Annotated in this window: 24 protein-coding genes; 17 read left to right on the top strand and 7 right to left on the bottom strand. The window is 66.6% G+C overall.

The features are described from left to right. Positions 1-131: 131 nt before the first annotated feature. From J2X62_RS20840 to J2X62_RS20830, 3 genes are read right to left on the bottom strand one after another with little or no spacing between them, the layout of a single operon-like run. On the bottom strand, positions 132-1379 hold the full coding sequence (locus tag J2X62_RS20840) for a glycosyltransferase family 4 protein (protein ID WP_032366357.1): 1248 nt from the start codon (positions 1377-1379) through the stop codon (positions 132-134). After that, positions 1376-2890: a glycoside hydrolase family 57 protein gene (locus tag J2X62_RS20835; protein ID WP_310183100.1), complete on the bottom strand. Its 1515-nt coding sequence runs from the start codon at positions 2888-2890 to the stop codon at positions 1376-1378. The genes J2X62_RS20840 and J2X62_RS20835 overlap by 4 nt, the downstream gene beginning before the upstream one ends. A 23-nt stretch (positions 2891-2913) precedes the next feature. Further along, entirely contained in the window at positions 2914-3753 is an 840-nt protein-coding gene (locus tag J2X62_RS20830; protein ID WP_032366359.1) for a bifunctional 2-polyprenyl-6-hydroxyphenol methylase/3-demethylubiquinol 3-O-methyltransferase UbiG, read from the bottom strand. A gap of 173 nt (positions 3754-3926) precedes the next feature. Between J2X62_RS20830 and J2X62_RS20825 the strand changes: the two genes are divergently transcribed. The 10 genes from J2X62_RS20825 (at position 3927) to ligA (ending at position 14806) form a co-directional block, all read left to right on the top strand. Beyond that, positions 3927-4727 carry an electron transfer flavoprotein subunit beta/FixA family protein gene (locus J2X62_RS20825; protein ID WP_027496624.1) on the top strand — a complete coding sequence of 267 codons (801 nt, stop codon included), beginning with the start codon at positions 3927-3929 and terminating at the stop codon, positions 4725-4727. A gap of 43 nt (positions 4728-4770) precedes the next feature. After that, the gene (locus J2X62_RS20820; RefSeq protein WP_027496625.1) at positions 4771-5727 is read left to right on the top strand and encodes an electron transfer flavoprotein subunit alpha/FixB family protein; all 957 of its coding nucleotides are present in this window, start codon (positions 4771-4773) and stop codon (positions 5725-5727) included. 153 nt (positions 5728-5880) lie between these two features. Beyond that, a complete protein-coding gene (locus tag J2X62_RS20815) occupies positions 5881-6699 on the top strand; it encodes a GNAT family N-acetyltransferase (RefSeq protein ID WP_032366360.1) in 819 nt (272 codons plus the stop codon). Continuing rightward, the gene (locus J2X62_RS20810) at positions 6696-7625 is read left to right on the top strand and encodes a lysophospholipid acyltransferase family protein (RefSeq protein ID WP_310183076.1); all 930 of its coding nucleotides are present in this window, start codon (positions 6696-6698) and stop codon (positions 7623-7625) included. Before J2X62_RS20815 ends, J2X62_RS20810 begins: the two co-directional genes overlap by 4 nt. Positions 7626-7707: 82 nt before the next feature. Beyond that, positions 7708-8946, top strand: coding sequence for a cysteine desulfurase family protein (locus tag J2X62_RS20805; RefSeq protein ID WP_310183073.1), 1239 nt, complete (start codon positions 7708-7710; stop codon positions 8944-8946). Next, entirely contained in the window at positions 8946-10034 is a 1089-nt protein-coding gene (gene mnmA, locus J2X62_RS20800) for a tRNA 2-thiouridine(34) synthase MnmA (RefSeq protein ID WP_310183071.1), read from the top strand. The genes J2X62_RS20805 and mnmA overlap by 1 nt, the downstream gene beginning before the upstream one ends. Further along, entirely contained in the window at positions 10031-11050 is a 1020-nt protein-coding gene (locus tag J2X62_RS20795; protein ID WP_032407036.1) for a methionine synthase, read from the top strand. Before mnmA ends, J2X62_RS20795 begins: the two co-directional genes overlap by 4 nt. A gap of 155 nt (positions 11051-11205) precedes the next feature. Further along, the gene (locus J2X62_RS20790) at positions 11206-12393 is read left to right on the top strand and encodes a diguanylate cyclase (protein ID WP_052053331.1); all 1188 of its coding nucleotides are present in this window, start codon (positions 11206-11208) and stop codon (positions 12391-12393) included. 25 nt (positions 12394-12418) lie between these two features. Then, entirely contained in the window at positions 12419-12601 is a 183-nt protein-coding gene (locus J2X62_RS20785; RefSeq protein ID WP_027496631.1) for a hypothetical protein, read from the top strand. A 54-nt stretch (positions 12602-12655) separates the two neighbouring features. After that, positions 12656-14806 (top strand): NAD-dependent DNA ligase LigA, encoded by a 2151-nt coding sequence (gene ligA, locus J2X62_RS20780; RefSeq protein WP_371832752.1) that lies wholly within the window; start codon positions 12656-12658, stop codon positions 14804-14806. A gap of 24 nt (positions 14807-14830) precedes the next feature. Here the strand turns inward: ligA and J2X62_RS20775 are convergent, their stop codons facing one another. Then, a complete protein-coding gene (locus J2X62_RS20775) occupies positions 14831-15481 on the bottom strand; it encodes an amino acid-binding protein (RefSeq protein ID WP_027496633.1) in 651 nt (216 codons plus the stop codon). 292 nt (positions 15482-15773) lie between these two features. On the opposite strand from J2X62_RS20775, the gene gatC reads away from it, so the two are divergent. From gatC to J2X62_RS20760, 3 genes are read left to right on the top strand one after another with little or no spacing between them, the layout of a single operon-like run. Continuing rightward, positions 15774-16073: an Asp-tRNA(Asn)/Glu-tRNA(Gln) amidotransferase subunit GatC gene (gene gatC, locus J2X62_RS20770; RefSeq protein WP_027496634.1), complete on the top strand. Its 300-nt coding sequence runs from the start codon at positions 15774-15776 to the stop codon at positions 16071-16073. Next, the gene (gene gatA, locus J2X62_RS20765; protein ID WP_032366363.1) at positions 16070-17542 is read left to right on the top strand and encodes an Asp-tRNA(Asn)/Glu-tRNA(Gln) amidotransferase subunit GatA; all 1473 of its coding nucleotides are present in this window, start codon (positions 16070-16072) and stop codon (positions 17540-17542) included. The genes gatC and gatA overlap by 4 nt, the downstream gene beginning before the upstream one ends. A gap of 6 nt (positions 17543-17548) precedes the next feature. After that, on the top strand, positions 17549-18631 hold the full coding sequence (locus J2X62_RS20760) for an esterase family protein (RefSeq protein WP_052053330.1): 1083 nt from the start codon (positions 17549-17551) through the stop codon (positions 18629-18631). A gap of 35 nt (positions 18632-18666) precedes the next feature. Here J2X62_RS20760 and J2X62_RS20755 read toward each other — a convergent pair whose 3' ends face one another. Together J2X62_RS20755 and J2X62_RS20750 are read right to left on the bottom strand one after the other, a co-directional pair. Beyond that, positions 18667-20061: an alpha/beta-hydrolase family protein gene (locus J2X62_RS20755; protein WP_057474112.1), complete on the bottom strand. Its 1395-nt coding sequence runs from the start codon at positions 20059-20061 to the stop codon at positions 18667-18669. Further along, on the bottom strand, positions 20061-20702 hold the full coding sequence (locus J2X62_RS20750; protein WP_032407037.1) for a hypothetical protein: 642 nt from the start codon (positions 20700-20702) through the stop codon (positions 20061-20063). The genes J2X62_RS20755 and J2X62_RS20750 overlap by 1 nt, the downstream gene beginning before the upstream one ends. Positions 20703-20922: 220 nt before the next feature. Here J2X62_RS20750 and J2X62_RS20745 point away from each other — a divergent pair, with 220 nt between their 5' ends. The 4 genes from J2X62_RS20745 (at position 20923) to gatB (ending at position 25498) form a co-directional block, all read left to right on the top strand. Then, positions 20923-22110 carry a histidine kinase gene (locus J2X62_RS20745; RefSeq protein ID WP_310183098.1) on the top strand — a complete coding sequence of 396 codons (1188 nt, stop codon included), beginning with the start codon at positions 20923-20925 and terminating at the stop codon, positions 22108-22110. A 10-nt stretch (positions 22111-22120) separates the two neighbouring features. Further along, positions 22121-22783 (top strand): response regulator transcription factor, encoded by a 663-nt coding sequence (locus J2X62_RS20740; protein WP_032391549.1) that lies wholly within the window; start codon positions 22121-22123, stop codon positions 22781-22783. Between the two features lie 101 nt (positions 22784-22884). Further along, positions 22885-23916 carry an ATP-dependent 6-phosphofructokinase gene (locus J2X62_RS20735; RefSeq protein WP_032366581.1) on the top strand — a complete coding sequence of 344 codons (1032 nt, stop codon included), beginning with the start codon at positions 22885-22887 and terminating at the stop codon, positions 23914-23916. A gap of 70 nt (positions 23917-23986) precedes the next feature. Next, the gene (gene gatB, locus J2X62_RS20730) at positions 23987-25498 is read left to right on the top strand and encodes an Asp-tRNA(Asn)/Glu-tRNA(Gln) amidotransferase subunit GatB (protein ID WP_027496639.1); all 1512 of its coding nucleotides are present in this window, start codon (positions 23987-23989) and stop codon (positions 25496-25498) included. 72 nt (positions 25499-25570) lie between these two features. Here gatB and J2X62_RS20725 read toward each other — a convergent pair whose 3' ends face one another. Continuing rightward, the gene (locus J2X62_RS20725) at positions 25571-26719 is read right to left on the bottom strand and encodes a sorbosone dehydrogenase family protein (protein ID WP_032370765.1); all 1149 of its coding nucleotides are present in this window, start codon (positions 26717-26719) and stop codon (positions 25571-25573) included. Positions 26720-26747 lie beyond the last annotated feature (28 nt).

Below are 26747 nucleotides of genomic sequence, written 5' to 3'. Positions count from 1 at the left end.
GCCGACACATCACATGAAAGACAGCCATCGGCGTCAGAGCGGAAACGAGTCATACCTTCCACCTCGACGAACAACTCCAGTATCACTGAGTGGAACCTCGTAGTGGACTACGAGGTTCCACTCACATGGGGTCAGCTGCGATCGGGCAGGGCGCGTTCGACGATGTGCGGGCGACCCAGCGGATGGCGAACCTTGCGCTTGGCTTCGAGGTACACCCGAGCCGTCGACTCCGCGACGTGCTTCCAGTCGAAGTCGACGGTGAGACGTTCCCGAGCGGCGACGGCTCTCTCCTGCGCCGCATCGGTGTTGTCCAACACCCGCCGCACCGCCGCCGTCAGCGCGGCCACATCACCCGGAGGGAAGGACAGCCCGGTGACGCCGTCGACGATCGCCTCACCGAGTCCGCCGGCCGTCGATGCCACCAACGGAATGCCTGCTGCCGCGGCCTCGAGGGCGATGATGCCGAAGGGTTCGTACCGGCTGGGAAGGACGATGGCGTCGGCGCCGTGCAGCCATCCGAGCAGATCGGAGTGGTTCAGGTTGCCGAGGAACGACACCGACCTGGCGACGCGGTGGGTGCGTGCCAGACCTGCCAGCCACCCGAACTGAGTGCCTTCGCCGGCGATGTGCAGCGTGGTGCCGGGGTGACTTCGTCTGACGCGTGGCAGAGCGGCTATGGCGTCCTGGATGCCCTTCTCGTATTCCAGACGACCGACGAACAGCAATTTCGCGGGCTCGGAGCGGGGCTGTCGGCGTCGGAAACTCCACGCGGATCCGTCGATGCCGTTGTGAATGACCGAGACCGTCGACTCGGCGACGTCGAACAGGGCTGTGACCTCGTCCTTCATCGACGCCGAGCACGCGATGATCGCGTCGGAATCGTTCGCGAGCCACCATTCGATCGAATGGACCTGGCGGTTGACGGTGCCCGAGATCCAGCCGCTGTGGCGTCCGGCCTCGGTGGCATGGATGGTCGAGACCAGCGGCACGTCGTAGAACTCCGCCAGAGCGATGGCCGGGTGCGCGACCAGCCAGTCGTGGGCGTGGACGACATCGGGCTGCCAGCCGTCGCCGAGGCCGGGTTTACCGAGGGCGACCCCTGCCCGCACCATGGCGTGCCCCATCGCCAGAGTCCACGCGAGCATGTCCTCTCCGAACACGAAGTGCGCCGGATCCTCGGCGACGGCGACCACCAGTACGCCGTCCTCGATGTGGTGGGAGGTGGGATGGGTGGACGCGTCGGTGCCGGTGGGTCGGCGAGAGAGAACGACGACCTCGTGCCCGCAGCGCACCAGCTCGGTCGCCAGGTGATGAACGTGGCGACCCAGCCCGCCGACCACGACGGGTGGGTACTCCCACGACACCATCAGAACTCTCATCTACGCCCCCCTGGGCCTTCTCGGCGTGCACCGGGCAGTCTGCGTGCGTCCAGCGCCGCGAACAGTCCGTCTGCGTGATTCCATTGCCGCGCCAATTCTTCGGCTCGGGCCGGGTGCTGCTGCGCGGCAGCGATTTCACGTAGCGCATGTGCGTGGACGTGAGCTCGCTCTCGGGCGTATCCGGCCGCGGAGTCCTTGCTGACCATGAACGCCCAGTCGCTGGCCACGGCCATGAGTGTCTCACGCAGAATCTGATCGTCGACTCGATTGCGCAGTTCGGGGCCACCCGCCCGGCTTCGGACGGCACGGGAGGCGTCGACGGCATCGAGCGCGGTCCGGGACACCTCGGCGTTGAGTTTTACCAGGTCGGCGACGTCGTCGCCTGCCCACACGCGCCAGTCCTTGCCCGATCCCCAGGAAGAATCCTGCAGTTCGAGTGGGGCTCCGACAAATCCCCGTTCTCGGGCATCGTTCAGCGTTCCGACGGTGACTCCCGCGGCGGGCAGTGCGCGCATCAACTTCTCGAGCCACTGTGGCCCCTCGTGCCACCAGTGTCCGAACAGTTCGGTGTCGAACGCGGCCACCACCACGGCATCGCGGCCGATCCGCTCGGATTCGGAGATCAAGCGCCGACGCACCACGTCGACGAAGTCGGCGACGTGACGGTCCACTGCTGCCGCGGCACGCTCGGGTTCGTAGGGAGCCTTGTCGTTCGAGTCGACGGTGCGGCCGGTGACCCGGGCCGGTTTGAGTCCGGTCGCGTGGTCGTAGGTGTGGAAATCCCGGTAGGCACCGTGGCCCGGGTAGCCGGACTTCGGTGACCAGACGCGGTAGCTGACCGGGAGATCGCGCCCGAACGCGACGACGTCCGAATCCCACACGGGCCGGCCGAGGGAGGTGTCGCCCCGCATGGCGGGGCCGTCGACCATGAAGTGCGAGACACCTGCGGCCGCGTATTCGGTTTCCATGCCGGGGGTGAATCCGCATTCCGGTGCCCAGATACCGCGTGGCGTGGTGCCCCATCGGGCGGCGGCGTCGCGTAGGCCCTCGCTCAGGGAGAACCGCCGCAGTCTTTCGTCGAGCAACGGTTGGAACGGGTGCGCGAGCGGCCCACCCAGCAGTTCGACGATGCCCGTGTCGATCAGCGGACGAAGTACTGCCGAGCCGCCGTGTCGCCATCGCGTCTCGAAGCGGTCCAGAGCCGCGGCGGATGCCCGGTGTTCACGTATCGAGAGCGCGGGGTCGGTTGCCTCGTGCGCGCGTAGCTGCCAGTTTCCGAGCCAATGGTGCATGCCGGCCAGGCAATGCGGATCGTCGAGCTGGGCCGCGAGTACCGGGGTGACGCCGAGCGAGAGGACGTCGGTGTAACCGTCGTCGGCCAGCCGTTCCAGTGCCGCGGTCAGCGGGAGGTAGCAGTCGGCCCAGGACTGGTACAGCCATTCCTCGCCGACGGGCCACCTGCCGTGATTGGCCAACCAGGGCAGGTGGGAGTGCAGGACGAGGGAGAACATGCCCGGCACGGTGGCACCGGATGTCACCCGATCACCGCAGCCGAGCTCTTTCGGGCGACGGCGACCAGGTCGAGGCTGTCGTCGATTCGATCGGCCGCGATGTCGAAGTCGGCGATGGTGATCGCGGCGACGTCCTCGGCGAGTTCGGCAGGCCAGGGTTCACCGGCGAGTGCTCGTTCGATCTGCGCGTCGATGAAGGATCCGCCGTGTTTGGCGTCGAGGGCGGCCAGCGTGCTTCCGTGCCGGACTCCGGTGAGTTCGGTGACCTCGAGGCGGGCGGCGACGAGCAACTCGGTCAGTTCTGCCGCGTCGAGTTCGCGGGTGTGGAAGGGGTTGAGGGGAGTGTCGCGTCCGGGCGAGAAGGTGATGCGGTTCGGTGTGCTGATCAGCAGCGTGCCGCCGGGCTCGAGGACGCGGTGCACTTCGGCCAGGAACGCTCCTTGATCCCAGAGGTGTTCGATGACCTGGAAGTTGACGACGACGCCGACCGAGGAATCCGCGAACGGAAGGCGGTCGAGATTGCCGCGCACCATCGTCACCGCGGGGTAGCGCGCGTGGACGTGCGTCGCGGCCGAGACGTCGTAGTCGAGGCCGACGACGCAGGCCGCAACCTCGGCAATCATGTTGGCTCCGTAGCCTTCTCCCGATCCGGCTTCGAGCACCGTGCGGTCGCGGCACCGCTCTGCGAGGGCGCGGTAGACCACCTCGTGACGGCGGAACCAGTAGTTCTCCTCGGCGATGCCGGGCACAGTTCGCTCGCCGGTGAGGGGGAGTGGTTCCGGTGCCGGTGTCCGAGCCGATGAATCGTTCACCGACGGAAGGTTAGTGCCTCCGGCGATGAGGTAAGCCAACGTGGTCTCCATAACAGTCGGGGTGCGGATGTATGGTCGATCGGGCAGGGAGGTAAGTTACCCACCAGTAACTACGGTGGGGTAACCTCGTAGCAGAACGTAGAACTGCACCAACCGTTCGACTTGCAGCAACCGTTAGAACACTCACGATCAGCAGAACATGACCAGGAGGTCGACGCAGACCCATGACGAACATCGTTGTTTTGATCAAGCAGGTTCCAGACACATGGTCCGAGCGCAAGCTCAGCGACGGTGACTACACCCTCGATCGCGAGGCTGCAGACGCCGTTCTCGACGAGATCAACGAGCGGGCCGTCGAAGAAGCCCTGCTCATCAAGGAAGCTCAGGGCGGTGAGGTCAAGGTTCTGTCCGCAGGCCCCGATCGCGCCACCGACGCGATCCGCAAGGCTCTGTCGATGGGCGCGGACAGCGCGGTACACCTCAACGACCCGAGCCTGCACGGCTCCGACGCCATCCAGACCGGGTACGCCCTGGCTGCGGCACTGGGCAACGTCGCGTTCGAGAACGACGAGCCTGCCGATCTCATCATCGCGGGTAACGAGGCCACCGACGGCCGCACCGGCGCAGTTCCGGCGATCATCGCCGAATACCTGCAGATCCCGGCCCTGACGCAGCTGCGCAAGCTGTCCGTCGCAGACGGCAAGGTCACCGGCGAGCGCGAGACCGACGAGGGCATCTTCGGACTCGAAGCCACGCTGCCCGCCATCGTGAGCGTCACCGAGAAGATCAACGAGCCGCGGTTCCCGTCGTTCAAGGGAATCATGGCCGCCAAGAAGAAGACGGTGCAGACCATCACTCTGGCCGACATCGGTGTCGAGGACGGCATCGTCGGCGTCGACAACGCCGGAACGACGGTCACCTCGTCCACCCCCAAGCCTCCCAAGACTGCCGGCGAGCGGCTCACCGACGAGGGCGACGGCGGCGACAAGATCGCCACCTACCTCGTAGGCCAGAAGATCATCTGATCCCGCCCCACCGAGCAATCGAAGACCAACGAGGAGCAAAGTCATGGCAGAAGTACTCGTGCTCGTGGAGCACGTCGAAGGAACACTGAAGAAGGTCAGCTCCGAGCTGATCACCGCGGCCCGCGCACTGGGTGAGCCGTCCGCGGTCGTCACCGGCCCGGTCGGTACCGCCGACAAGGTCGCCGACGCGTTGACCGAGGCCGGTGCCGAGAAGATCTACGTCGCCGAGTCCGACGACGTCGACGGTTTTCTCGTCACGCCGAAGGTCGACGTCCTGTCGTCCCTCGCCGAGTCGGTCTCGCCTGCGGCGATCATCACCGCAGCGACGATCGAGGGCAAGGAAGTTGCCGGCCGCCTCGCCGCCCGTCTGGGCTCGGGCTACCACAACGACGTCGTCGCGATCAACGGCGACGGCAGTGCCGTCTACTCCATCTTCGGTGGTGCGTTCACCGTCGAGGCCAAGGCCAACGGCGACGTCCCCGTCCTCTCGCTGCGCCCCGGCGCAGTCGAGGCAGAGCCGAAGGCCGGAGCGGGAACCCGCGAGACCGTCGAGGTCCCGGCGCAGGAAGAGGGCACCGTCAAGGTCACCTCGCGTGATCCGATCGTCGGCGGCGACCGTCCGGAACTGACCGAAGCAACGGTCGTCGTCTCCGGTGGCCGTGGCGTCGGCAGCGCCGACAAGTTCACCGTCGTCGAGGATCTGGCAGATTCGCTGGGTGCCGCAGTGGGTGCCTCGCGTGCCGCCGTGGACTCCGGTTACTACCCGGGCCAGTTCCAGGTGGGCCAGACGGGCAAGACCGTCTCCCCGCAGCTGTACGTTGCACTCGGCATTTCCGGAGCCATCCAGCACCGTGCCGGCATGCAGACCTCGAAGACAATCGTCGCGGTGAACAAGGACGAGGAAGCACCCATCTTCGAGATCGCCGACTACGGCATCGTCGGTGACCTCTTCAACGTCGCGCCTCAGCTGACCGAGGCCGTCAAGAAGCACAAGGGATAGCCTCTCGGCGAAAATCTCTGCTCGACGGGCCCTCATCGCGATTGCGGTGGGGGCCCGTCGCGTTTCGACGGGCGCAATCGTGTTCATGCAAACTCTTCCGACACTTCTCCTCGGCGATGCCCGGTAGTCTTCCCCGCTCGTTAGACACACCTCATGACCACTTCCGTCATGAGCTCGACTGCATCGATCGTCCCGGCCACCGACCGCTATTCGCTCGTGTTGTCCACCGACCCCGAACACCGACTCGCGGCGCAGCGCCTGCGCTACGACGTGTTCGCTTCCGAGCCCGGCTTTGCCATACCCACCGACACGGACGGTCTGGACGCCGACCGGTTCGACGATTTCTGCGACCACCTTCTCGTTCGCGACCAGTGGACCGACACGTTCGTCGGTTGCTATCGCATGTTGCCGCCGCAGGCCGCGGTGTCGGCAGGCGGCTATTACACCGCAACCGAATTCGACATCTCCGCGCTCGATCCGGTCGGGATGAACATCGTCGAAATGGGTAGGGCTGCTGTGCATCCCGACCACCGGTCGGGGTCGGTCCTCGGCCTGATGTGGGCGGGAATCCTGCACTACCTCGACGTGACGGGATACGAGTGGGTGATGGGTTGCGTGTCGGTTCCGATGCAATCGGCTCCCGGGGAAGCGGTCGGGGCCAACGTGCGTGGTGTTCGCGACCGGCTGTTGGATCGACACGCGACAGCGGTCGACAGGCGGGTCGTGCCCTACCACCCCGTGGTCGTCGACGGCGTCGATCTACTCGACATTCCGGCGGCGAAGCGAGCGTCCATGCCGCCGTTGATGAACGGTTACCTGCGGCTCGGTGCCTCCATCTGCGGTGAGCCCGCCCACGACCCGGAATTCGGAGTGGCGGATTTCGTCGCGCTCCTCGGCCTGCACGAGGCCAACACCAGGTATCTGGACCGTCTTCGTTCTGCAGCAACGACATTCGAGTCGGGTGCCCGATGATGCAACCCCTGGTTCGCGCACACGCCTGGATGCCGTCCTCGCCGTGCAGTGACGGGTGTCTGCCGAAGAATCCGCCCACGGTGCGTCGAATCGTCCTCGTTCTGCGCATCGTTGCGGCGATCGCGGCCTTCGCGCTGTTGCCGCTGTTGGTCGTCCTGGGGGTGCCCTTTCCCCGGGTTCGGCATGCATTGACGCGGCTGGGCGCTCGGATGCTGCTATCGGCCATCGGCATCGATCTCACCGTGCTCGATACACGCTCGGAGCGAGAGCGGTCGCGTACGGCAGGTGGTGCCCTGCACGTCTCCGGACACATTTCGTGGACCGACGTCGTCGTCCTCACGGCAGTGCGCCCGTCGACGTTCGTTGCGCGAGCCGATCTGGTGGACTGGCCGCTGCTCGGGCGACTGGCCCGGGCCATGAAGGTGCTTCCCATCGATCGCGCACGACTGCGTGAGCTCCCGGCCGTTGTCGACCAGGTTGCCGACCGAATCCGCGCAGGCGCTTCGGTCGTGGTGTTCCCCGAGGCCACCACCTGGTGTGGGTTGGCCTACGGATCGCTTCGTCCGGCCCTGTTGCAGGCTGCCATCGATTCCGAGACGTGGGTGCAGCCCATCCGGCTGCGCTATCTCGATCGACACGGCGAACTGACCACCGCGACGTGCTTCGTCGGAGACGAGACGATCGGATCGTCGATCGGCCGCATCTTCCGGCTCGCCGGACTGCGCGCCGAGGTCGAGTTCACCGCCCCGGAAGCGCCCGGCGGCAATCGACACGACCTCGCGCGGCGCTGCGAGGTGGCGATTCGACGCGACGACGGAGTAGAGCCTGCGGAACGACCCCGGAAGGACGTCTACGACCCGACGGTGCACGAGGTGATGGCCGAAGCCGAGCGAAGCCCCAGCGCGCCGACGGTTGCAGCTGCCTGATCCACAGCTGAACCGGGCGACCGTGGACCCACCTCGCGCAGGTAGGTCTGCGGTCGCTGGACCGGGTATCGTCGAGCGCGTTATGCCTTCTGTGCGCAGTACGCCTGCCCCCACCCCGCCGCAGCCATCGGTGTACCTCGATCACGCCGCGACCACTCCCATGTTGCCGTGTGCGATCGAGGCGATGAACTCCGTCTTCGGCACCGTCGGGAACGCATCGTCGCTGCACACCTCGGGCCGGTCCGCCCGTCGCCGGGTCGAGGAATCTCGCGAGTCGATCGCCGCGGACCTCGGTGCGCGCCCGTCCGAGGTGATCTTCACCTCCGGTGGTACCGAAAGCGACAATCTCGCCGTCAAGGGCATCTTCTCGGCCCGTCGAGACTCGAACGCCGCACTGACCAGGATCATCGCCAGCTCGGTGGAGCATCACGCCGTGCTCGACGCGGTGGAGTGGCTCGTCGCGCACGAAGGGGCGAGTGTCACCTGGCTCCCGGTCGACGACGAGGGCCGGGTCACCCCCGATGTGCTGCGCGCCGAGCTGGCTCTGCACGCAGACGAGACCGCGCTGGTGACGGTCATGTGGGCCAACAACGAGATCGGCACCGTCATGCCGATCGCCGAACTCGCAGCGGTTGCCGCGGAGTACGGCGTTCCGATGCACAGCGACGCCGTGCAGGCCGTACCGCACCTACCAGTGGGATTCGCCGACAGCGGTCTGTCCGCCCTGAGTATCGCTGCGCACAAGTTCGGGGGCCCGCAGGGCGTCGGAGCCCTTTTGCTGGGCCGTCAGGTCCCGTGCGTGCCGCTGTTCCACGGTGGTGGTCACGAACGTGACGTCCGGTCCGGCACGCCCGACACGGCCGGCGTCGTCGCGATGGCGGCCGCACTGCGATCGACGGTGCAGAATCTGTCGCTGCACGGGGAACGAACTCGCGCGTTGCGTGATCGACTCATCACCGGGGTTCGCGAGGTGGTTTCCGACGCCATCCTCAACGGCCCGGAGGGCGACGGGCGGCTCGCCGGCAACGTGCACTTCACTTTCCCCGGGTGCGAGGGGGATTCGCTGTTGATGCTTCTCGACGCCGCGGGCATAGAATGTTCGACGGGATCCGCCTGCACGGCGGGTGTGGCGAGCGCGAGCCATGTTCTGATCGCGCTCGGGTGCGATCCGGGCGTGGCCCGCGGATCCCTTCGGTTCTCTTTGGGAACCGGCTCGTCCGATTCGGACATCACCACTGTGCTTGCGGCCCTGCCGCAGGTCGTCGAACGTGCTCGTGCCGCCGGACTCGCCGGCGTCGGAGCTCGAGGAGGAAATCGCTGATGCGTGTTCTCGCTGCCATGAGCGGGGGAGTCGACTCCGCAGTCGCCGCGGCTCGAGCCGTCGACGAGGGGCACGACGTCGTGGGCGTTCATCTGGCGCTGTCCACCGCTCCCGGGGCGCTGCGGACCGGCTCTCGCGGGTGCTGCTCGAAAGAAGACGCCGGGGATGCACGCCGAGCTGCCGACGTCCTCGGAATACCGTTCTACGTCTGGGACTTCGCGGATCGGTTCAAAGAAGACGTCATCGACGACTTCGTCGCCTCGTACGCCGCGGGGGAGACTCCGAACCCGTGCCTGCGGTGCAACGAGAAGATCAAGTTCTCCGCGCTCGCGGACCGCGCGTTGGCACTGGGCTTCGACGCCGTCGCGACCGGGCACTACGCGCAACTGCACGACGGAGTTCTGCGGCGTGCGGTGGACGCCGACAAGGATCAGTCCTACGTGCTGGCCGTCCTGAACCGCGGGCAGCTCTCGCGTGCGATGTTCCCCATCGGCGACACCCCCAAGTCCGAGATCCGCGAGGAAGCAGCCGAGCGGGGTCTCGCCGTCGCCGACAAGCCGGACAGTCACGACATCTGCTTCATTCCCTCGGGCGACACCCGGGCCTTCCTCGGCGCACACATCGGCGTTCGTCCCGGCAAGGTCGTCGACTCCGAGACCGGAGCCGAGTTGGCGGACCACGACGGTGTGCACGGCTTCACCATCGGCCAGCGTAAGGGTCTCGGGGTGGAAGTACCGGCCGTGGACGGCCGTCCGCGCTACGTCACCTCGATCGAACCGGACACCGGCACCGTCATGGTCGGTTCGGCGCAGAAGCTGGACGTCTGGTCCATCACCGGAGACCGCGCGGTGTGGACCGAGGGCACCGCGCCCACCGGGCCCATCGAATGCGTCGTACAGGTTCGGGCGCACGGCGGGCTGACCGACGCGGTTGCCGAGGCCGTCGGCGACGGGATGGAGATCCAGCTCCGGGCACCCTTGACCGGTGTCGCCAAAGGGCAGGCAGCGGTGTTGTACCGCAAGGACATTCACGGTGACATCGTGATCGGCAGCTCGACCATCTCGGGCACCCGATCCGAGCGCGAGTGACCCCGAGCACGTTCGGAGGGCTGGCGACCGGCATAGGTTCGTGGCCCGGCACCGACGTTCGTGAGGCCGTCGCCATCGTCCTCGGCGAGCTGGGTGAACTGCCACACGTGGTCGAACTGCCAGGGCGCGGGCTCGGTGCCGACATGATCGGCCGCACCGGAGCCATCATGGTCGACGTCGAACTCGACGTCCGGACGTCGGGCTACCGCGTCGTACCGCGTCCGATGCTGGCCGGTCGCCGTGCGACCGACTTTCTCACCGAGGATCTGGACGTGCTCGAGGAACTGTGGGAGGTCGCGGGACTACGCGGTGCCGGCCGGACCATCAAGGTGCAGGCTGCAGGACCGTTCACCATGGCCGCGCAGGTCGAATTGCGGCACGGACACCGTGCGCTGACCGACCGCGGCGCTCTACGGCACTTCGCGGAATCCCTCGGCGAAGGGCTGCGCCTGCACTGCGCAGAAGTGGCACGCAGACTCTCGGCGAACGTGGTGGTCCAACTCGACGAACCCAGTCTCGCCGCCGTTCTCGCGGGCAGTCTGACCGGGATCACCGGTATCGACTCGGTGCGCGCGATCCCGGAACCGGAGGTTCTGGACCTGCTCGACTCACTGATCGACACCATCGCGTTACCGGTCGCTGTGCACTGCTGTGACGGGGGAGCTCCCGTCGATCTGCTGCGCCGAACCCGAGCCGTCGCGGTGGCCGTGGATGCACACGAGCTGCGCCGAACCGACCTCGATGCGCTGGGAGAGCTGCTCCAGGCCGGCAAGACCCTCGTACTGGGATCGGTGCCGTCGGCAACCCCGGACCGACCACACTTGTGGCGCGAGTGCGCCGAGCCCGGTGTGAAGTTGGTCGACAGCCTCGGCTTCGATCGTTCGATACTCGCTTCGCAGGTGTCGGTGACGCCGTCCTGCGGCTTGGCCGGAAGCACGCCCGAGTGGGCTCGTCGAGCAACGGCTCTCACCCACGAGGTTGTCGCGGCCTATCGGGACGCACCCGAATCGTTGTGACCACGGACCGGGACATTGTGACGAAACACAGTGTGCCGAGTCGGAATGCCTGGAGCGTCCTGCGGCTCCGTCCCGGGTCGTTCGGGACGTACAACAGGTGTGACATCATTCACACGGCCGTCGGGGGTCTGCTTTGAATCGGTGGGAGTTCGTACATGGCATCAGGTGGTCGCGGCTTCGATGAAGTCGCCTCCCTCCGACGTTCCGGCCGGCATCGACGCGGAGTTCTGGCCAAACTCGCCGCCGCCACGTCGGATTGGTACCGGGCTCCGCACGACTTCGAATGGATCCTCAACCACCGGTCCACTCGTCCACTGACGGGAATCATCCGGGTCGTCTTCGGCACCGCCGTCCTGATGTATGCCCTCACGTCGATTCTCATGTTGTTCAGCGATCTCGGCCCCACCGGCTCGCCGGCAATCGGGTGGGTCTTCTTCGTCCTGTTCACGCAGGTACTCGTTGCCGCACGGTGCGTGTTCGGCCCGATCCCCGGGAAGAAGTTCTTCGTCGGGTTCCTGGCGTTCGGCGACATTCTGACGACCTCGGTGCTGGTGTTGTACGCGCCGGTCGCGTCCTTGATCGGAACGGTGCTGTTCGCCGTCACCGGAGCGTTCTGTACGTATTTCCTCAGTCCTCGATTGCTCGTAGCCCACCTGGTGTGGACGGCGACGTTCATCATCGGCTTCGGTATTCGCACGTTCCTCGCTGTGATGGACGGCGAGGTGGTTGCCGTCGACGGACCGGCGGTCGCGACGGCGACGGTGGTGCTGTTGCTGGCAACGGTGGCGGTACCGGTGTTCGCGCAGGTGGCGTGGACGACGTTGTCCAACGACGCCAAGCGGTCGGTACTCGATCCTCTGACCGGGGTGTACAACCGCCGCGGTATCGACAGTGAACTGCTCGACCTGTGGCAGCTCGCGAACAAACGCGGACTGTCGATGGCGTTCCTGGTGGTCGACATCGACAAGTTCAAGGCCGTCAACGACCGTTACGGCCACAGCCGGGGCGACGAGGTCATCGTCCGGGTCGCGGATCGGCTGCGCAGACTCGCCCGCCACCACGGCGGAGTGCTCGCGCGAACCGGTGGCGAAGAATTTCTGCTGGCCGTCGTCGGACATGCGCAGAGCACCGTCGACCTCGGCGTCGATGTGGTGCGCGTGCTGTGCGACCACCGGGACGACATTCCGGTCACGGCGAGCGTCGGTATGGCACTGCTGCGTGAGGACTCCGCGCTGTGGGACGTGGGCACCTCCGTCGTGGGACGAGCGGCTCGCACGGCGGACGCGGCGATGTACCGGTCCAAGCAGTCCGGCGGGAACAGTGTGGTCGTCGACGAGATCTGACACGGGGATCTGCGATGATCGAGACATGTATCGACTCTCGGACGCCCAGCGGCGCGGTCTGCCCGCCGGTGTCCTGCTCTCGGTGATGGCCTCCGTCCTCGGCGGTATCTACTCCGACGACTTCCTGACCGGATTCGCGCTGACTGCCGGAATCTGCGCGGTGGCGTTGATCGCCGCCACCCTGCTGCTGGGCCTGATGGGCAGATAGCCTTCCGGACGCAGGATCGTTTCGATGTCGGTGCCGTCGGATAATCTTCGTCACGTGCCTGAGCCGACCGAACTGCCTGCAGGAACCGACGATGCCGCCGAGGCTGCCGGAGTCGAACTCGATCCTGCCACCCCTGCCGACCGCGAGCGGTGGCAGACACTGGCCGAGGAAGTACGTGGACATCAATTCCGCTACTACGTACGTGATTCGCCCATCGTCTCGGACGGTGAATTCGATGCCCTGCTGCGCGAACTGAACGATCTCGAACAAGCCCACCCGGACCTGCGTACGGCCGACTCACCGACCCAACTCGTGGGCGGTGGTTTCGCGACGGAGTTCACCGCCGTCGACCATCTGGAACGAATGCTGAGCTTGGACAACGTGTTCGATCACGACGAGCTCCGTGCGTGGGCCAAGCGGGTCGAGACCGAGGCCGGTCCGGGTCTGCACTACCTGTGCGAAGTCAAGATCGACGGTGTGGCGTTGAACCTGGTGTACGAGAACGGCACTCTCGTGCGCGGTGCGACCCGAGGTGACGGGCGGACCGGCGAGGACGTCACGCTCAATGCTCGGACGATCGACGACATCCCCGATACCTTGACCGGCAGCGCCGAATATCCGATTCCGGAGCTGCTCGAGGTGCGCGGTGAGGTGTTCTTCCGGCTCGAGGACTTTCAGGCGCTCAACGCGGCGCTCGTCGAAGAGGGCAAACCCCCGTTCGCCAATCCACGGAACTCGGCGGCGGGCTCGCTGCGCCAGAAGAACCCGGCCGTGACCTCGAAGCGGCGTCTCGGCATGATCTGTCACGGATTCGGACGGATGGTCGGCTTCACCCCCGATTCGCAGTGGCACGCCTACGAGGCTCTGCAGGCGTGGGGTCTGCCGATCTCGACCCACACGACGCGCGTGCAGGGCATCGATGCCGTCGTCGAGAAGGTCGAGTACTGGGACAAGCACCGCCACGACGTCGAGCACGAGATCGACGGCCTGGTGGTCAAGATCGACGAGATGTCGTTGCACCGTCGGCTCGGAACGACGTCGCGAGCACCGCGGTGGGCCATCGCGTACAAATACCCACCCGAGGAAGTCACCACCACCCTGCTGGACATTCGCGTCAGCGTCGGCCGAACCGGTCGAGTGACTCCGTTCGCGTACATGACGCCGGTGCTCGTCGCGGGGTCCACGGTGTCTCTCGCGACCCTGCACAACGCGTCGGAGGTCAAGCGCAAGGGTGTTCTGATCGGTGACACCGTCACGATTCGCAAAGCGGGAGAGGTCATTCCGGAGGTGCTCGGCCCGGTCGTCGACGCCAGGACCGGCGACGAGACCGAATTCGTCATGCCCACCGAATGCCCGGAATGCTCGACGCCGTTGGCACCGGCGAAGGACGGCGACGCGGACCTGCGCTGCCCCAATTCGCAGTTGTGCCCGGCGCAACGCCGTGAGCGTGTGTTCTTCGTGGCCGAACGGCAGCGTTTCGACATCGAGGGTCTCGGATACGAAGCGGCGACGGATCTTCTGGCCACCGGTGCGATCGAGGACGAGGGCGATTTGTTCTCGCTCACCGAAGAAGACCTGATGAAGACGACGATCTTCCGCACGAAATCGGGCGCATTGTCGGCCACCGGTCGCAAACTGCTCGACAATTTGTCCTCCGCCAAGAATCAGCCTCTGTGGCGAGTGCTGGTGAGCCTGTCCATTCGCCACGTCGGCCCCTCCGCGGCACGAGCCCTCGCCGGAGAATTCGGCAGCCTCGAGCGCATCGAAGCAGCGTCCGTCGAGGAGTTGTCGGCGGTGGACGGGGTGGGCGGCACCATCGCGGCTGCTGTGTCCGAATGGTTCGAGGTCGACTGGCACCGGGCCATCGTGGAGAAATGGCGGAATGCCGGTGTGCGGATGGAGGACGAGCGAGACGCCTCCATCGAGCGCAATCTGGAAGGCCTGTCGATCGTCGTCACCGGTTCGCTCGAGTCCTACTCGCGCGACGAGGCCAAAGAAGCGATCTTGCTGCGGGGCGGAAAGGCCGCCGGTTCGGTGTCGAAGAAGACGGCGTTCGTCGTCGTCGGTGAATCGCCCGGTTCGAAGCACGACAAGGCCGTCGAGCTCGGCGTACCGGTCCTGGACGAGGCAGGGTTCACGCGTCTGTTGACCGAAGGCCCGGACGCAGTGTCGGAGCCGACGACGGACACCGACGCGTCGCAGTAGGGGAGACCGGGCGGGTTCCGGTGATCAGGTCAGGACGGTTGCGACGATCCCGGCGAGGTAACCGAGTCGGGCTACCTCCGACGGCCTGAACTCTGGCCCTCCCGGCCGACCGAGCATCAGCACGGTGCCGGTGGTGCCGAGGGGAGCGGCAGCGATCTTGGTGTCCATGTCCCGCCACACCTGAGGTACCCAGTCTGCGTCGGAGTCGAGTGCAGCGGGAGAGGTCAGCGGGAACCAGGGCAGTTCGGCGGCGTGTGTTTCGGGTGCGCCCGGGCTACCGACCAGGCGGAACGGACCGTGCGCGTTGGTGGCCACCACGGTGCTCCAGCCCACGCGCAGAACGCGGGGAGCGCCGTCGACCAGAACTTGCAGACGGTCGTCGGATGCCGCTGCGACCCGGTCGATCAGTTCCAGTTCGCGATGGGTGTCGAGAACGCCGGTGTACGGGCGGATCGAGTCGACGCGGACGTCGGTGAGGTTCTCGGCTGCAGTGATCAGTGTGTCGGGAAGCGAACCGGGCGCAACGTCGACCACAAGGTCGTCGACCGCGTAGCCGTCGCCGCGTTCGATGACGTCGAGCGAGAGGATGTCCGCTCCGACCGAGCCGAGGGCCACGGCCAGCGATCCGAGGCTGCCCGGCCGGTCGGGCAGCTGCACGCGGAGCAGGTAGGACATGGCACGCTCCCTTTCGACGTCTGGCGTAGTTCAGGGAACACTGTGCACCCCCGGCGCGAGCAATCTTTGCATCTTCGACCTGGCCGGCTCGACACGCAACGCGGGACGTGACAATTCTGACACTCGTGCGGGCGAGATCGGCGGCCGATCGAGACCGCTGACCGGGAGTGAGGTCGGCGAAACGGTGCGCACTAGGCTGGACCGCGTTCGCGGACCTGTGCGGTTCGCTCTGCGCAAATACGGGGCCGGTTCCTGCAGGCCCCACTCCTACTGTGTGAAAGGGGTCTACGCGGTGCCCGATATCTCCCGCGACGAGGTCGCTCACCTCGCCCGGCTGTCGCGCTTGGCTCTCAGCGACGCCGAACTCGACGAGTTCGCCGGCCAGTTGGATTCGATCCTCCATCACGTCAAGACCGTCGCCGAGGTGGCGACGGACGACGTTGCGCCGACAGCCAACCCCAGCGACATCGTCAATGTGACGCGTCCCGACGTGATCGTTCCCGGTCTGACGCCGGAGCAGTCGCTGTCCGGTGCACCGAATGCCGAGGAGGGCCGTTTCGCGGTGCCGCAGATTCTGGGAGAGAGCGAATGACCGACCTGACCAAGCTCGACGCGTCCGAGCTCGCCGACCGTATCCACTCGCGGGACGTCAGTGCGGTGGAGGTGACCCGGGCACATCTGGATCGGATTGCCGAGGTCGACGGCGACCTTCACGCTTTTCTGCATGTGGCAAGCGCGCAGGCGCTGGCCGCGGCGAACGACGTCGACGCCGGGCTGGCCGCGGGCTCGGCACCGGCCTCACCGCTCGCCGGGGTGCCGTTGGCGCTCAAGGACGTGTTCACCACCACCGACATGCCGACCACCGCCGGCTCGAAGATTCTCGACGGGTGGGTGTCGCCGTACGACGCGACGCTGACCTCGAAGCTGCGAGCGGCGGGCATTCCGGTTCTCGGCAAGACCAACATGGACGAGTTCGCGATGGGCTCCTCGACCGAGAACTCCGCGTACGGACCGACCAAGAACCCCTGGGACACCACCCGGATCCCGGGCGGCTCGGGAGGCGGAAGCGCGGCTGCGCTCGCCTCGTTCCAGGCACCGTTGGCCATCGGCACCGACACCGGTGGATCCATCCGGCAGCCCGCGGCACTGACCGGCACCGTGGGAACCAAGCCGACGTACGGCAGCGTCTCGCGGTACGGACTCATCGCCTGCGCCTCCTCGCTGGATCAGGGGGGACCCTGTGGTCGTACGGTGCTCGACACCGCGTTGCTGCACGAGGTCATCGCGGGTTACGACCCGCGGGATTCCACGTCGGTCGACACCCCGGTTCGTCCCGTCGTCGAGGCGGCCCGAGAGGGCGCTCGCGGCGACCTGACCGGAGTGAAGGTGGGTGTGGTCAAGGAGTTGCACTCGGACAACTATCAGTCCGGTGTCATCTCGTCCTTCGACGCCGCAGTGGCCGCATTGACTTCGCTCGGCGCCGAGGTGGTCGAGGTGTCGTGCCCCAACTTCGTCCACGCATTGGCTGCGTACTACCTGATTCTCCCGTCCGAGGTGTCGTCCAACCTGGCTCGGTTCGACGGAATGCGGTACGGCCTGCGTGCGGGCGACGACGGCCACCACAGCGCCGAATCGGTCATGGCCACCACCCGCGCTCAGGGGTTCGGGCCGGAGGTCAAGCGCCGCATCATGATCGGCACCTACGCGCTGTCGGCCGGTTACTACGACGCGTACTACGGCTCGGCCCTGAAGGTCCGCACCTTGATCGCGCAGGACTTCGACGCGGCATACGAGAAGGTGGATGTGCTCGTATCGCCGACGACCCCGACGACGGCATTCCCGTTGGGCGACAAAGTCGACGACCCGATGGCGATGTATCTCAACGATCTGTGCACCCTGCCCACCAACCTCGCCGGCCACTGCGCGATGTCGGTGCCGTCCGGACTGGCGTCCGAGGACGGTCTGCCGGTGGGTCTGCAGATCATGGCTCCCGCGTTCGCAGACGAGCGGCTCTACCGCGTCGGCGCTGCGTACGAGGCTGCCCGCGGCGATCTGCGGTAGTTCGAGGTGCTGCATCGGTGGGCCGCCCGGTTGGCGCATCTGCCCTTGCTCGGTGGAGCGGTCCCGGTCATCGGATTGGCGGCGGCCACGGTGCTGGCGATCGTGGCCGCCGGTGCGATCGTGGTTCGCATCCGCCGTGGCCGTCCGCTCGGCTCGCCCGTCGGTGGGCTGAGCGCACTGGGCCTGGCAGCGGCGCTCCTGGTGGCGACCGCCGTACTGACCAACCTGACGGTGACGCGGTACCCCACGGCCGCGTCGGCACTCGGGCGTGCGCCGGTCGTGCACGTCGAAGGACACGGCCGGTTGTTCGACGTGGAGGTGCCCGGCACGGTGTCGCAGTTCCGTGCTCGTCCGGCGACGGTCTATCTCCCGGCCGCGTACGACGACGGGGCGGACGACCTCCCGGTACTGGTGTTGCTCACGGGACAGCCCGGCCATGTGGTCGACTGGATCGAAGGTGGCCGACTACCGCAGACGATGGACGCATTCGCGGCACGTCACGGCGGCGTCGCCCCGGTTGTCGTCGTTGCCGACGGGCTGGGGGACACCGAAGCCAACCCGATGTGCATGGATTCGGACCTCGGTAATGCTGCGACGTATCTGACAGTCGATGTCCCGCAGTGGGTTCGGTCGAACCTCCACGTGTCCTCGGACCCGCGATCCTGGGCGGTCGGCGGGTACTCCTACGGCGGAACCTGCGCCCTTCAGCTCGCGACGACGGACCCGTCGGCGTACCCCACATTTCTCGACATCTCCGGTGAGGACGAACAACGTCGTGGCACCAGAGCGGAGTCGGTCCTTGCTGCGTACGGGGCGGACACACCGGCCGACGAGGATCGGTTCGATCGTTCTACGCCGCTGAACGTGCTCTCCCGCAACAGCTTTCCCGACTCTGCCGGTGCCTTCGTCGTCGGAGCCGACGACGAGGAGTTCAGGCCGCAGACCGAGCGGGCCTACCGGGCAGCCGCCGCCGCGGGCATGGATGTGCACTACAGCGAGCTGCCGGGAGGACACTCGATGCAGGTCTGGGCGCCGGCGCTCGATCAGGAGATGGACTGGCTCGGCAATCGGCTCGGTCTGCTCGGCTGACGGACCAGCACTCCCTTTTCCGGCGGCCCCTCTCGTTAGCGGCAGCGAGCCATGGCCTCGCCTTGGTCGGTCCCGTATCGATGGCCGTGGCCCGACGTGACATCCAATGCGGCGAGCAGGTCGACGGACGTCTGCAGGAAGCCGACGACAGGCAACCACGGCGGCCGTGGGGCGTCGATCGTGAACGTCGTCGTATCCGGCGGCGACCACAACAGATCGAGAGACCATCGCGCGACGGGGTCCGAGGAGTTGGCCAGGACGGCGGCACCGTCGGTGTCGACCGATCCCGCGGGCGGGCCGGCCCAGACAGCCCCGCAGAGTGACGAAATGTTCTGTTGCACGGCAAGGTACGCATCACTTCCTGCAACCGAACCCAGGCTCTGGCCGTACACGACGACTTTCGGTGTGGTCGGCTCCGCCGCCGCTCGTGTGGCGACCGCTCGAACCACGGCGTTCGCGGACCGGCGGGCGTCGTCCTCGGCGAACAGGAAGGTCGCCCAACTTGGCTTGTCGGAGTACTGCACCGCCACCGTCGCGACGTCACCGCCGAACGTTCTTTCGGCCCCGGTGATCGCATTCTCGTCCACCCAGCCGGACCCGGTGGGAATCGCGACCACGACGACGCTGCGTTCGAAGGCTCCAGCCCGTTCCATCTCGGAGACGGCCAGTGCCACACGCTCGTCCGGTGTCGCGGCCGACTCGAGTCCCACGTACGTGCGTACGGTGTCGAGATCCTGCCCTCCCGACGCGAACGCGCGGCCCTCGCGTCCCAGCGTGCGCCACGGTGCCGAGGATCCGGGACCGCCGGATCTCGTCTCCGATGTCGGGGCGGCCACTGCGTCGTCCATCGCCGAGTTCGAGGCCGAGTACGAGGCCGACAGAGTGGACCGCACGAACGGAACGGCCAGGGTGTACGACAATGCAGCGACCGTGACGAGCAGTGCCACGCAACGGTTCCGGCCCAGAGCGGAGAAGATTCGCCGGAGCGCGCTACCGGCTCCGCACAGTACGAGCGCAACGCACAGGGCACCCCCGGTAACGTCGACGGCGTAGCTCCAGCTCACCGGCTCGACGTCCATCGCGGCTCGTAATCGATTCTGCCAGTGCATGTTCGAGGCCAACGCGACGCCCGAGATCAATGCAGCAGTGACGACGGTCCACGCTCGTAGCCGTAGCGACGCGGGCCGTCGTGGCCCGAACACCCGTCGGCCCGCACATGCGACCGTCAGAGCGAGTGCCACCATGAATCCGGTGAACAGGGCCGCAGTGACGGCGGAGCGGGGCAGAAGTGACGGAGCCGAGGAGATCGCCACAGCCGCTGCAACGGACACCGACGTGCCGAGTCTCGGCAAGCGAAGACGGTTGGGCGACTCGACATCCGATGCGACTGGGGTCTCGACCTCGCGGTCCGGGATGGCCGTGGTGGACATCAGCGTCGGTCCGTGCGGGTCGGGGTCATCGACACACGTCGGTACCGCGCGACAACGGACGCGATCAGCAGCGTCAGCGCCAGCACGGCTCCGAACAGTGTCAGGGGCATGGCGGGTTCGGCGACCGGTGCACCGAACGATTGTCGCCAGGAATTGAGGTCGACTGCCGTTGCCGCCACGACCGCAGCTGCGTCGCAGATCTGCCGGGACCCGTCGTCGGTGCGATGGTGACAGGCGTCGTGCATGCGACTGTCGAGTTGGGCGTCGATCGCCCTGCGCCACTGTGGGTCGACGGTCGTGCCCGTCGCGTTCGCGTAACGGAGGAGGTCGTAGCCCAGGTCGTGGGCTCGGCACGCAGCCTCGAACTCGGGTGGCAGTGGGATCGGGGACGAGCAATCCCCGCCGGGATTGCTCGCCATCCCGTCCTGCACCGCGGGCCGGTAGCCCATGACGTCTGCGAAGTCGCTCGGGATGGTCGACGCAGCGTCCTCGGCGGGTTCGGTGACCAGTGCACGAACGGTCTGTGCCACGGGGGAGCGACGGTCCTCGGTGGGTGACGACGTTGCTGCTCCCGTCGTGGCGGTCACGACGACGATGGCAGCTGCCACGCACATCAGGGTGCGAGATATGTTCCGGCTCATGAGGATCGACGCTAAGTTCGGCCGGCCGAGGCAAGCATCGCTCCGAGGTTCGGCTGTGGTGAGTGCCCCCGGGACCGGTTCGACGCGGTCCTGATACCTCCGAGCCATGCCGAACCGATACCCCGGTACGAGGACGCCGGCGGTCGATGCTGCCTAGGCTCGAGACGTGCGAAAGAAAAGGTCGACGAGTCTCGAACTCGGGGTACGTGCTCGGCGCCGGGTGCCCGAGCAGATCGGCGGCGTCCGTTCGGTCGACGTGCTGATCATCGCGGTGACGGCAATTCTGTACTCGATCGCGTGGCCGACACTGACGGTCACGCATCAGGTTTCGGTTCCGTTGCTACCGTTCGTCGCAGCGTTGGCAGCGTTTCCGTTCGCTCTGATCAGACTCAATCCCGCGATGGGGTGGGCGGTATCGGCGCTGTCCGCGTTGGTGATTCCGGCGGCGTTCGACCGCGTTCCGGATTACGACTACCCGTGGCAAGTGGTGCACATCCTCGTCCTGTTGGCGTTGCTGTTCGCGGTCGCGCTGCGTTCTCCGGCGCAGGTGCTGTTGGTGGCGTGGTTGGCCAGCATGCTGGTGTTCTTCGCGTACATGCCGGGCTCCGACGGAATCGGGTGGTCGGTGGGCCTGACTGCCGTGGTCGTGTTCGGGCTGCTGATCCGGTGGCTCGTTCTTTCGCGCAGGCAGCTCGCGCAGCAGGAGGAGGTCAGCGAACTCGAACGCACTCGCCGCACGATTCTCGAGGAGAGGGCGAAGATCGCCCGCGATCTGCACGACGTCGTGGCACACCACATGTCGATGGTCGTCGTTCAGGCCCAGAGTGCGCCGTACCGACTGGACGACGTGTCACCGGCCGCGGCTCGAGAATTCGAGTCGATCGGCGCGAGTGCACGCGAGGCGCTCAACGAGATCCGGGGGATGCTCGGGGTACTGCGTAGCGATGGAGCGCAGATGCAGGACGCGCCCGCGCCGAGTGCACTGGATCTCGAACGCACATTGCAGGCGAGTCGCAGAGCGGGCATGAATGTCCGGTGGACCATCGCCGGTACCGTCGAATCGGTCTCGGAGACAACAGGACTGGCCCTGTTCCGTATTCTGCAGGAATCGCTGTCCAATGCCGCGCGCCATGCGCCCGAAGCCGAGGTGGAGGTGGATATCGCGATCGACCCTGCCGTCGTGGACATGACGGTGGTCAACGCACCGGCTCCGAACCCGAGCATCTCCCGCACTCCCGGAAGCGATTGCGGCGGGCACGGAATCGCGGGAATGCGCGAGCGAGCGCAGGCCGCACACGGCCGGCTGCATGCCGCCCCTCTACCCGGCGGTGGGTTCGAGGTTGCGGTTCGTGTGCCGACCGGAATGTCGACTCCGCCGGCAACGGCTGACGCCGGTGACGCGGTTTAGGCTGTCACGCGTGGTTACAACGGTGTTCATCGCCGACGATCAAGCGATGGTGCGGCAGGGGTTCGGTGCACTGCTCGGCGCTCAGGACGACATCTCGGTCGTCGGCGACGCCGACAACGGTCGTACCGCCGTCAGCGAGGTAGCGCGGCTGTTGCCGGACGTAGTGCTGATGGACGTGCGCATGCCCGAGATGAACGGGCTCGACGCGGCCCGCGCGATCCTGTCCGCGTCGCACGCGTCGCCGGTCCGTGTCCTGATGCTGACGACCTTCGACATCGACGATTACGTCTACGAGGCCCTGGCTCTCGGGGCCAGCGGATTCCTCCTCAAGGACGCGGCGGCCGAGGAACTGATCAGAGGCGTACGAGTCGTCGCGGCAGGCGATGCGCTGCTGGCACCGTCGGTGACCCGACGCCTTATCTCCGACGTCACGACCCGTCGCGGAGCGCGGAGGAACACTCCTTCCCGCCTGGCCGATCTGACGCCGCGCGAGCGCGAGGTTCTCGAACTCATCGCGACCGGCATGTCCAATGCGGAAATTGCAGGTGCGCTGTTCTTGGCCGAACAGACGGTCAAGACCCATGTGGGCAAGGTCCTGAGCAAGCTCGGGCTACGCGACCGCGCGCAGGCGGTCGTGCTGGCCTACGAAACCGGTGTCGTCACGCCCAAGTGAGGCCGACCGGTACCGGCGCGCGCGGGGACCCACGCCCGATTAGGCTGATGTTCGTCACTTCGGTCCGCTCCGCGGGCCTGCGAGCAGAGAGGCCAAAATCGATGCGCATCGGAGTTCTGACCGGAGGCGGCGATTGCCCAGGGCTCAATGCGGTGATCCGCGCTGTCGTTCGCACCGCCGACGCGCGATACGGCTCCACGGTCGTCGGATTCCAGGACGGGTGGCGCGGGCTTCTCGAAGACCGTCGGGTCCAGCTGCGCAACGACGACCGCAACGACCGGCTGCTCACCAAGGGCGGCACCATGCTCGGGACGGCTCGAACCAACCCCGACGTGCTGCGGGCCGGTCTAGACCGAGTCAAGCAGACCCTCGAGGACAACGGCATCGACGTGTTGATTCCGATCGGCGGTGAAGGAACTCTGACGGCAGCTGCGTGGCTGTCGGAGGAGGGCGTACCGGTGGTCGGTGTCCCCAAGACGATCGACAACGACATCGATTGCACCGACGTCACATTCGGCTTCGACACGGCGCTCACCATCGCCACCGATGCGATCGACCGACTGCACAGCACCGCCGAATCGCACCAGCGAGTGATGCTGGTGGAGGTGATGGGGCGACACGCAGGCTGGATCGCGTTGCACGCGGGATTGGCCTCGGGCTCGCACATGACTCTCATCCCGGAGCAGCCCTTCGACGTCGAAGAGGTATGCACGTTGGTGCGCAAGCGTTTTCAGCGGGGCGACTCCCACTTCATCTGCGTCGTGGCCGAAGGGGCCAAGCCCGTCGAAGGGTCGATGCAATTGCTCGACGGCGGTATCGACGAATTCGGGCACGTCCGATTCACCGGAGTCGCACATCAGCTCGGCGTCGAGATCGAACGTCGCATCAACAAAGAGGTACGCACCACGGTGCTCGGGCACGTGCAGCGTGGCGGCACTCCCACTCCGTACGACCGTGTGCTCGCAACGCGATTCGGTGTCAACGCCACCGATGCCGCGCATTCCGGAGACTTCGGAAAGATGGTGTCGCTGCGCGGTGCCGAGATCGGCCTGGTGTCGTTGGCCGAGGCCACCAAGCAACTCAAGCGGGTCCCTCAGACCCGGTACGACGACGCAGCAGCGTTCTTCGGCTGACCCCGAGGCGATCGGTGCGCGAGGACACGTGGTTACTCGGGTGGCGAATGCAATGCATAAACTACGGAGCATGACTGCTGCAACCGTCGATCTGATCGATTACGACGATGTGCTCGCCACGTTCGACCCCGTGCTCGGCATGGAGGTCCACGTCGAGTTGGGTACGGCCACCAAGATGTTCTGTGGTTGCCCCACCGCGTTCGGTGCGGAGCCCAATACGCAGGTGTGCCCGGTGTGCCTGAGCCTTCCCGGCGCACTGCCGGTGGTCAACGCTGCTGCGGTGGAGTCGGCGATTCGTATCGGGCTGGCGCTCAATTGCTCGATCACCCCGTGGGGACGGTTCGCGCGGAAGAACTACTTCTACCCGGATCAGCCGAAGAACTACCAGATCTCGCAGTACGACGAGCCGATCGCCACGGAGGGTTACCTCGACGTCGTGCTCGACGACGGCAGCACGTTCCGCGTCGAGATCGAGCGCGCCCACATGGAGGAAGACACCGGCAAGTCGACGCACGTCGGTGGCGCAACCGGACGAATCGAGGGCGCATCGCATTCGTTGCTCGACTACAACCGCGCCGGTGTGCCCCTGGTCGAGATCGTGACCAAGACCATCACCGGTACCGGGGCGCGGGCACCGGAGGTGGCGCGGGCGTACGTGACCGCATTGCGTGACCTGTTGAAGTCGCTGAACGTCTCCGATGTGCGGATGGATCAGGGTTCGTTGCGTTGCGATGCCAACGTCTCGTTGATGCGGAAGTCGGCCACCGAGTTCGGTACTCGCACCGAGACGAAGAACGTCAACTCGCTCAAGAGCGTCGAGGTCGCCGTGCGCTACGAGATGCGCCGTCAGGCTGCGGTGCTCGAATCCGGCGGCGAGGTGACGCAGGAAACCCGACATTTCCAGGAGTCCGACGGCACCACCACGGCGGGCCGGAAGAAAGAGACCGCGGAGGACTACCGCTACTTCCCGGAGCCCGACCTCGCTCCCGTGGCCCCGGATGCAGCGTGGATCGAGGAGCTGCGAGCCACTCTGCCCGAGCTGCCGTGGTTGCGCCGCGGGCGAATTCAGAAGGACTGGGGCGTCTCCGACGAGGAAATGCGCGACTTGGTCAACTCGGGTGCTCTCGAACTCGTGGCGGCGACCGTCGACGCCGGCGCGTCGGCGCAGGCTGCGCGGTCGTGGTGGGTGTCGTACCTGGCGCAGCAGGCCAACATCGCCGGCGTCGAATTGGGGGATCTGGCGATCACTCCGGCTCAGGTGGCCGAGGTGGCAGCCTTGGTGGCCGACGGCAAGGTCAACAACAACGGTGCTCGTCAGATCGTGGACGGCGTCTTGGCCGGTGAGGGCGAGCCCGCAGAGGTGATGTCGGCGCGGAATCTGGTGTTGGAGAAAGACGACACCAAGCTTCAAGCCGCCGTCGACGAAGCACTTGCGGCGAACCCCGGTGTGGTGGACAAGATTCGCAGTGGCAAGGTCCAGGCCGCCGGTGCCATCGTCGGCGCGGTGATGAAGGCGACGCGGGGACAAGCCGATGCCGCCCGAGTCAAGGAACTCGTGCTGGCGGCGTGCGGTCAGTCCTGATCGACGCATGAGCAGGGCGGCCGGGCAGCGATTGCTGCCCGGCCGCCCTTGTCGTTCGAAGGAGCTGTCGGATCAGTCGAAGCCGCCACCACCGCCGGCAGGGAACGGCACCTTGACGACGCGGTCGTCGGTGGGGCCGACGGCAGTGCCGTTCTTGTTCACCGTTCCCACCAGAATCTGACCGTCGCTCGTGCTGGTAGCCCCGTTCAACTGCCCGTACTTGTCCTGGATCAACAGGGTCGGCTCGGCCGAGACCGCTCCGGTGTTCGGGTCCGTGGCCAGTGCTGCAACAGCTTTCGCTGTGGTCAGGGCAACCGCGACGCCGCTCTGACCGGCGGCACACCCGGCCACACCCGGACGGTCGGGCCAGGTCCACACGGGGGAGAACACTGCTCCCAGCTTGTCGATGCGCTGCAGGCGATCCTCGGTGGCGGTGCGGTCGGTGACGTAGATGTTTCCGCTGCCGTCGGTGCACACGTCGCCCGCTGTGCCGATACCGCTGAGCGCGATCCCCGGCCGCGGGGGAGTAGGAGTCGGCGACAGTGACGTCACGCGTAACAGCTTGCCGGACAACGAGTTCGGATCCGCGGCGGCCACGGCATCGCCGTTGTCGCCGGTCAACACCAGAAGTTCGTTCGGCGTGTAGAACTCGAGGGAACCTCGGACTCCCGCGGCCCCGCGGGGGATCCCGGTCAAGATGTCCTTGGGTACGTCCCCCTGCGCGAGCCGAACGACCCGCGTATCCGACGCCGTCGTGATCAGCGCGTAGAGCAGTTTATCCTCGGCGTACGTGGGCGAGAGCGCGATGTCCAGCAGGCCCCCGTCGCCGGTGCCGTCGACGGGGATCGTGGCCACCTGCTGTGGCGTCCGGCCTGCGGTGACCTCCATGATGCGGCCGGTCCTGCGTTCTGCCACGAGGCTGCTCTGGCCGTCGGGAAGAGCTACGAGTCCGCCCGTGGTGTCGAGGCAGGTGGCGATCACTGCCGGGTCGGGATCCACGCACGGTCCCGATACGGGCTGCGGGGCGTTCGGACCCGCCGGGGGCGAGGTCTCGCTGGGTGTGGTGGGTTTGAGTTCGGCAGCTCCGACATCCGGCGCGGGAGTGAACGGGGACGAGTTGGAGTCGTCGAATCGGGCGCACCCGGCGAGCAGAACAGCCGTCGTCGACAGGGCGACGACAGCCGCGCGGGCAGTTCGTGACGATGCTCCGAGCGGCTTCATGGTTCGAACGTTACGGAACGTCGAGTCC

This window comes from Rhodococcus sp. 3258, from assembly GCF_031456475.1.
GTDB classification, from domain to species: domain Bacteria; phylum Actinomycetota; class Actinomycetes; order Mycobacteriales; family Mycobacteriaceae; genus Rhodococcoides; species Rhodococcoides fascians.
Note: the sequence above shows the minus strand (reverse complement) of the source record. Positions and strands in the feature narration are given on the sequence as shown.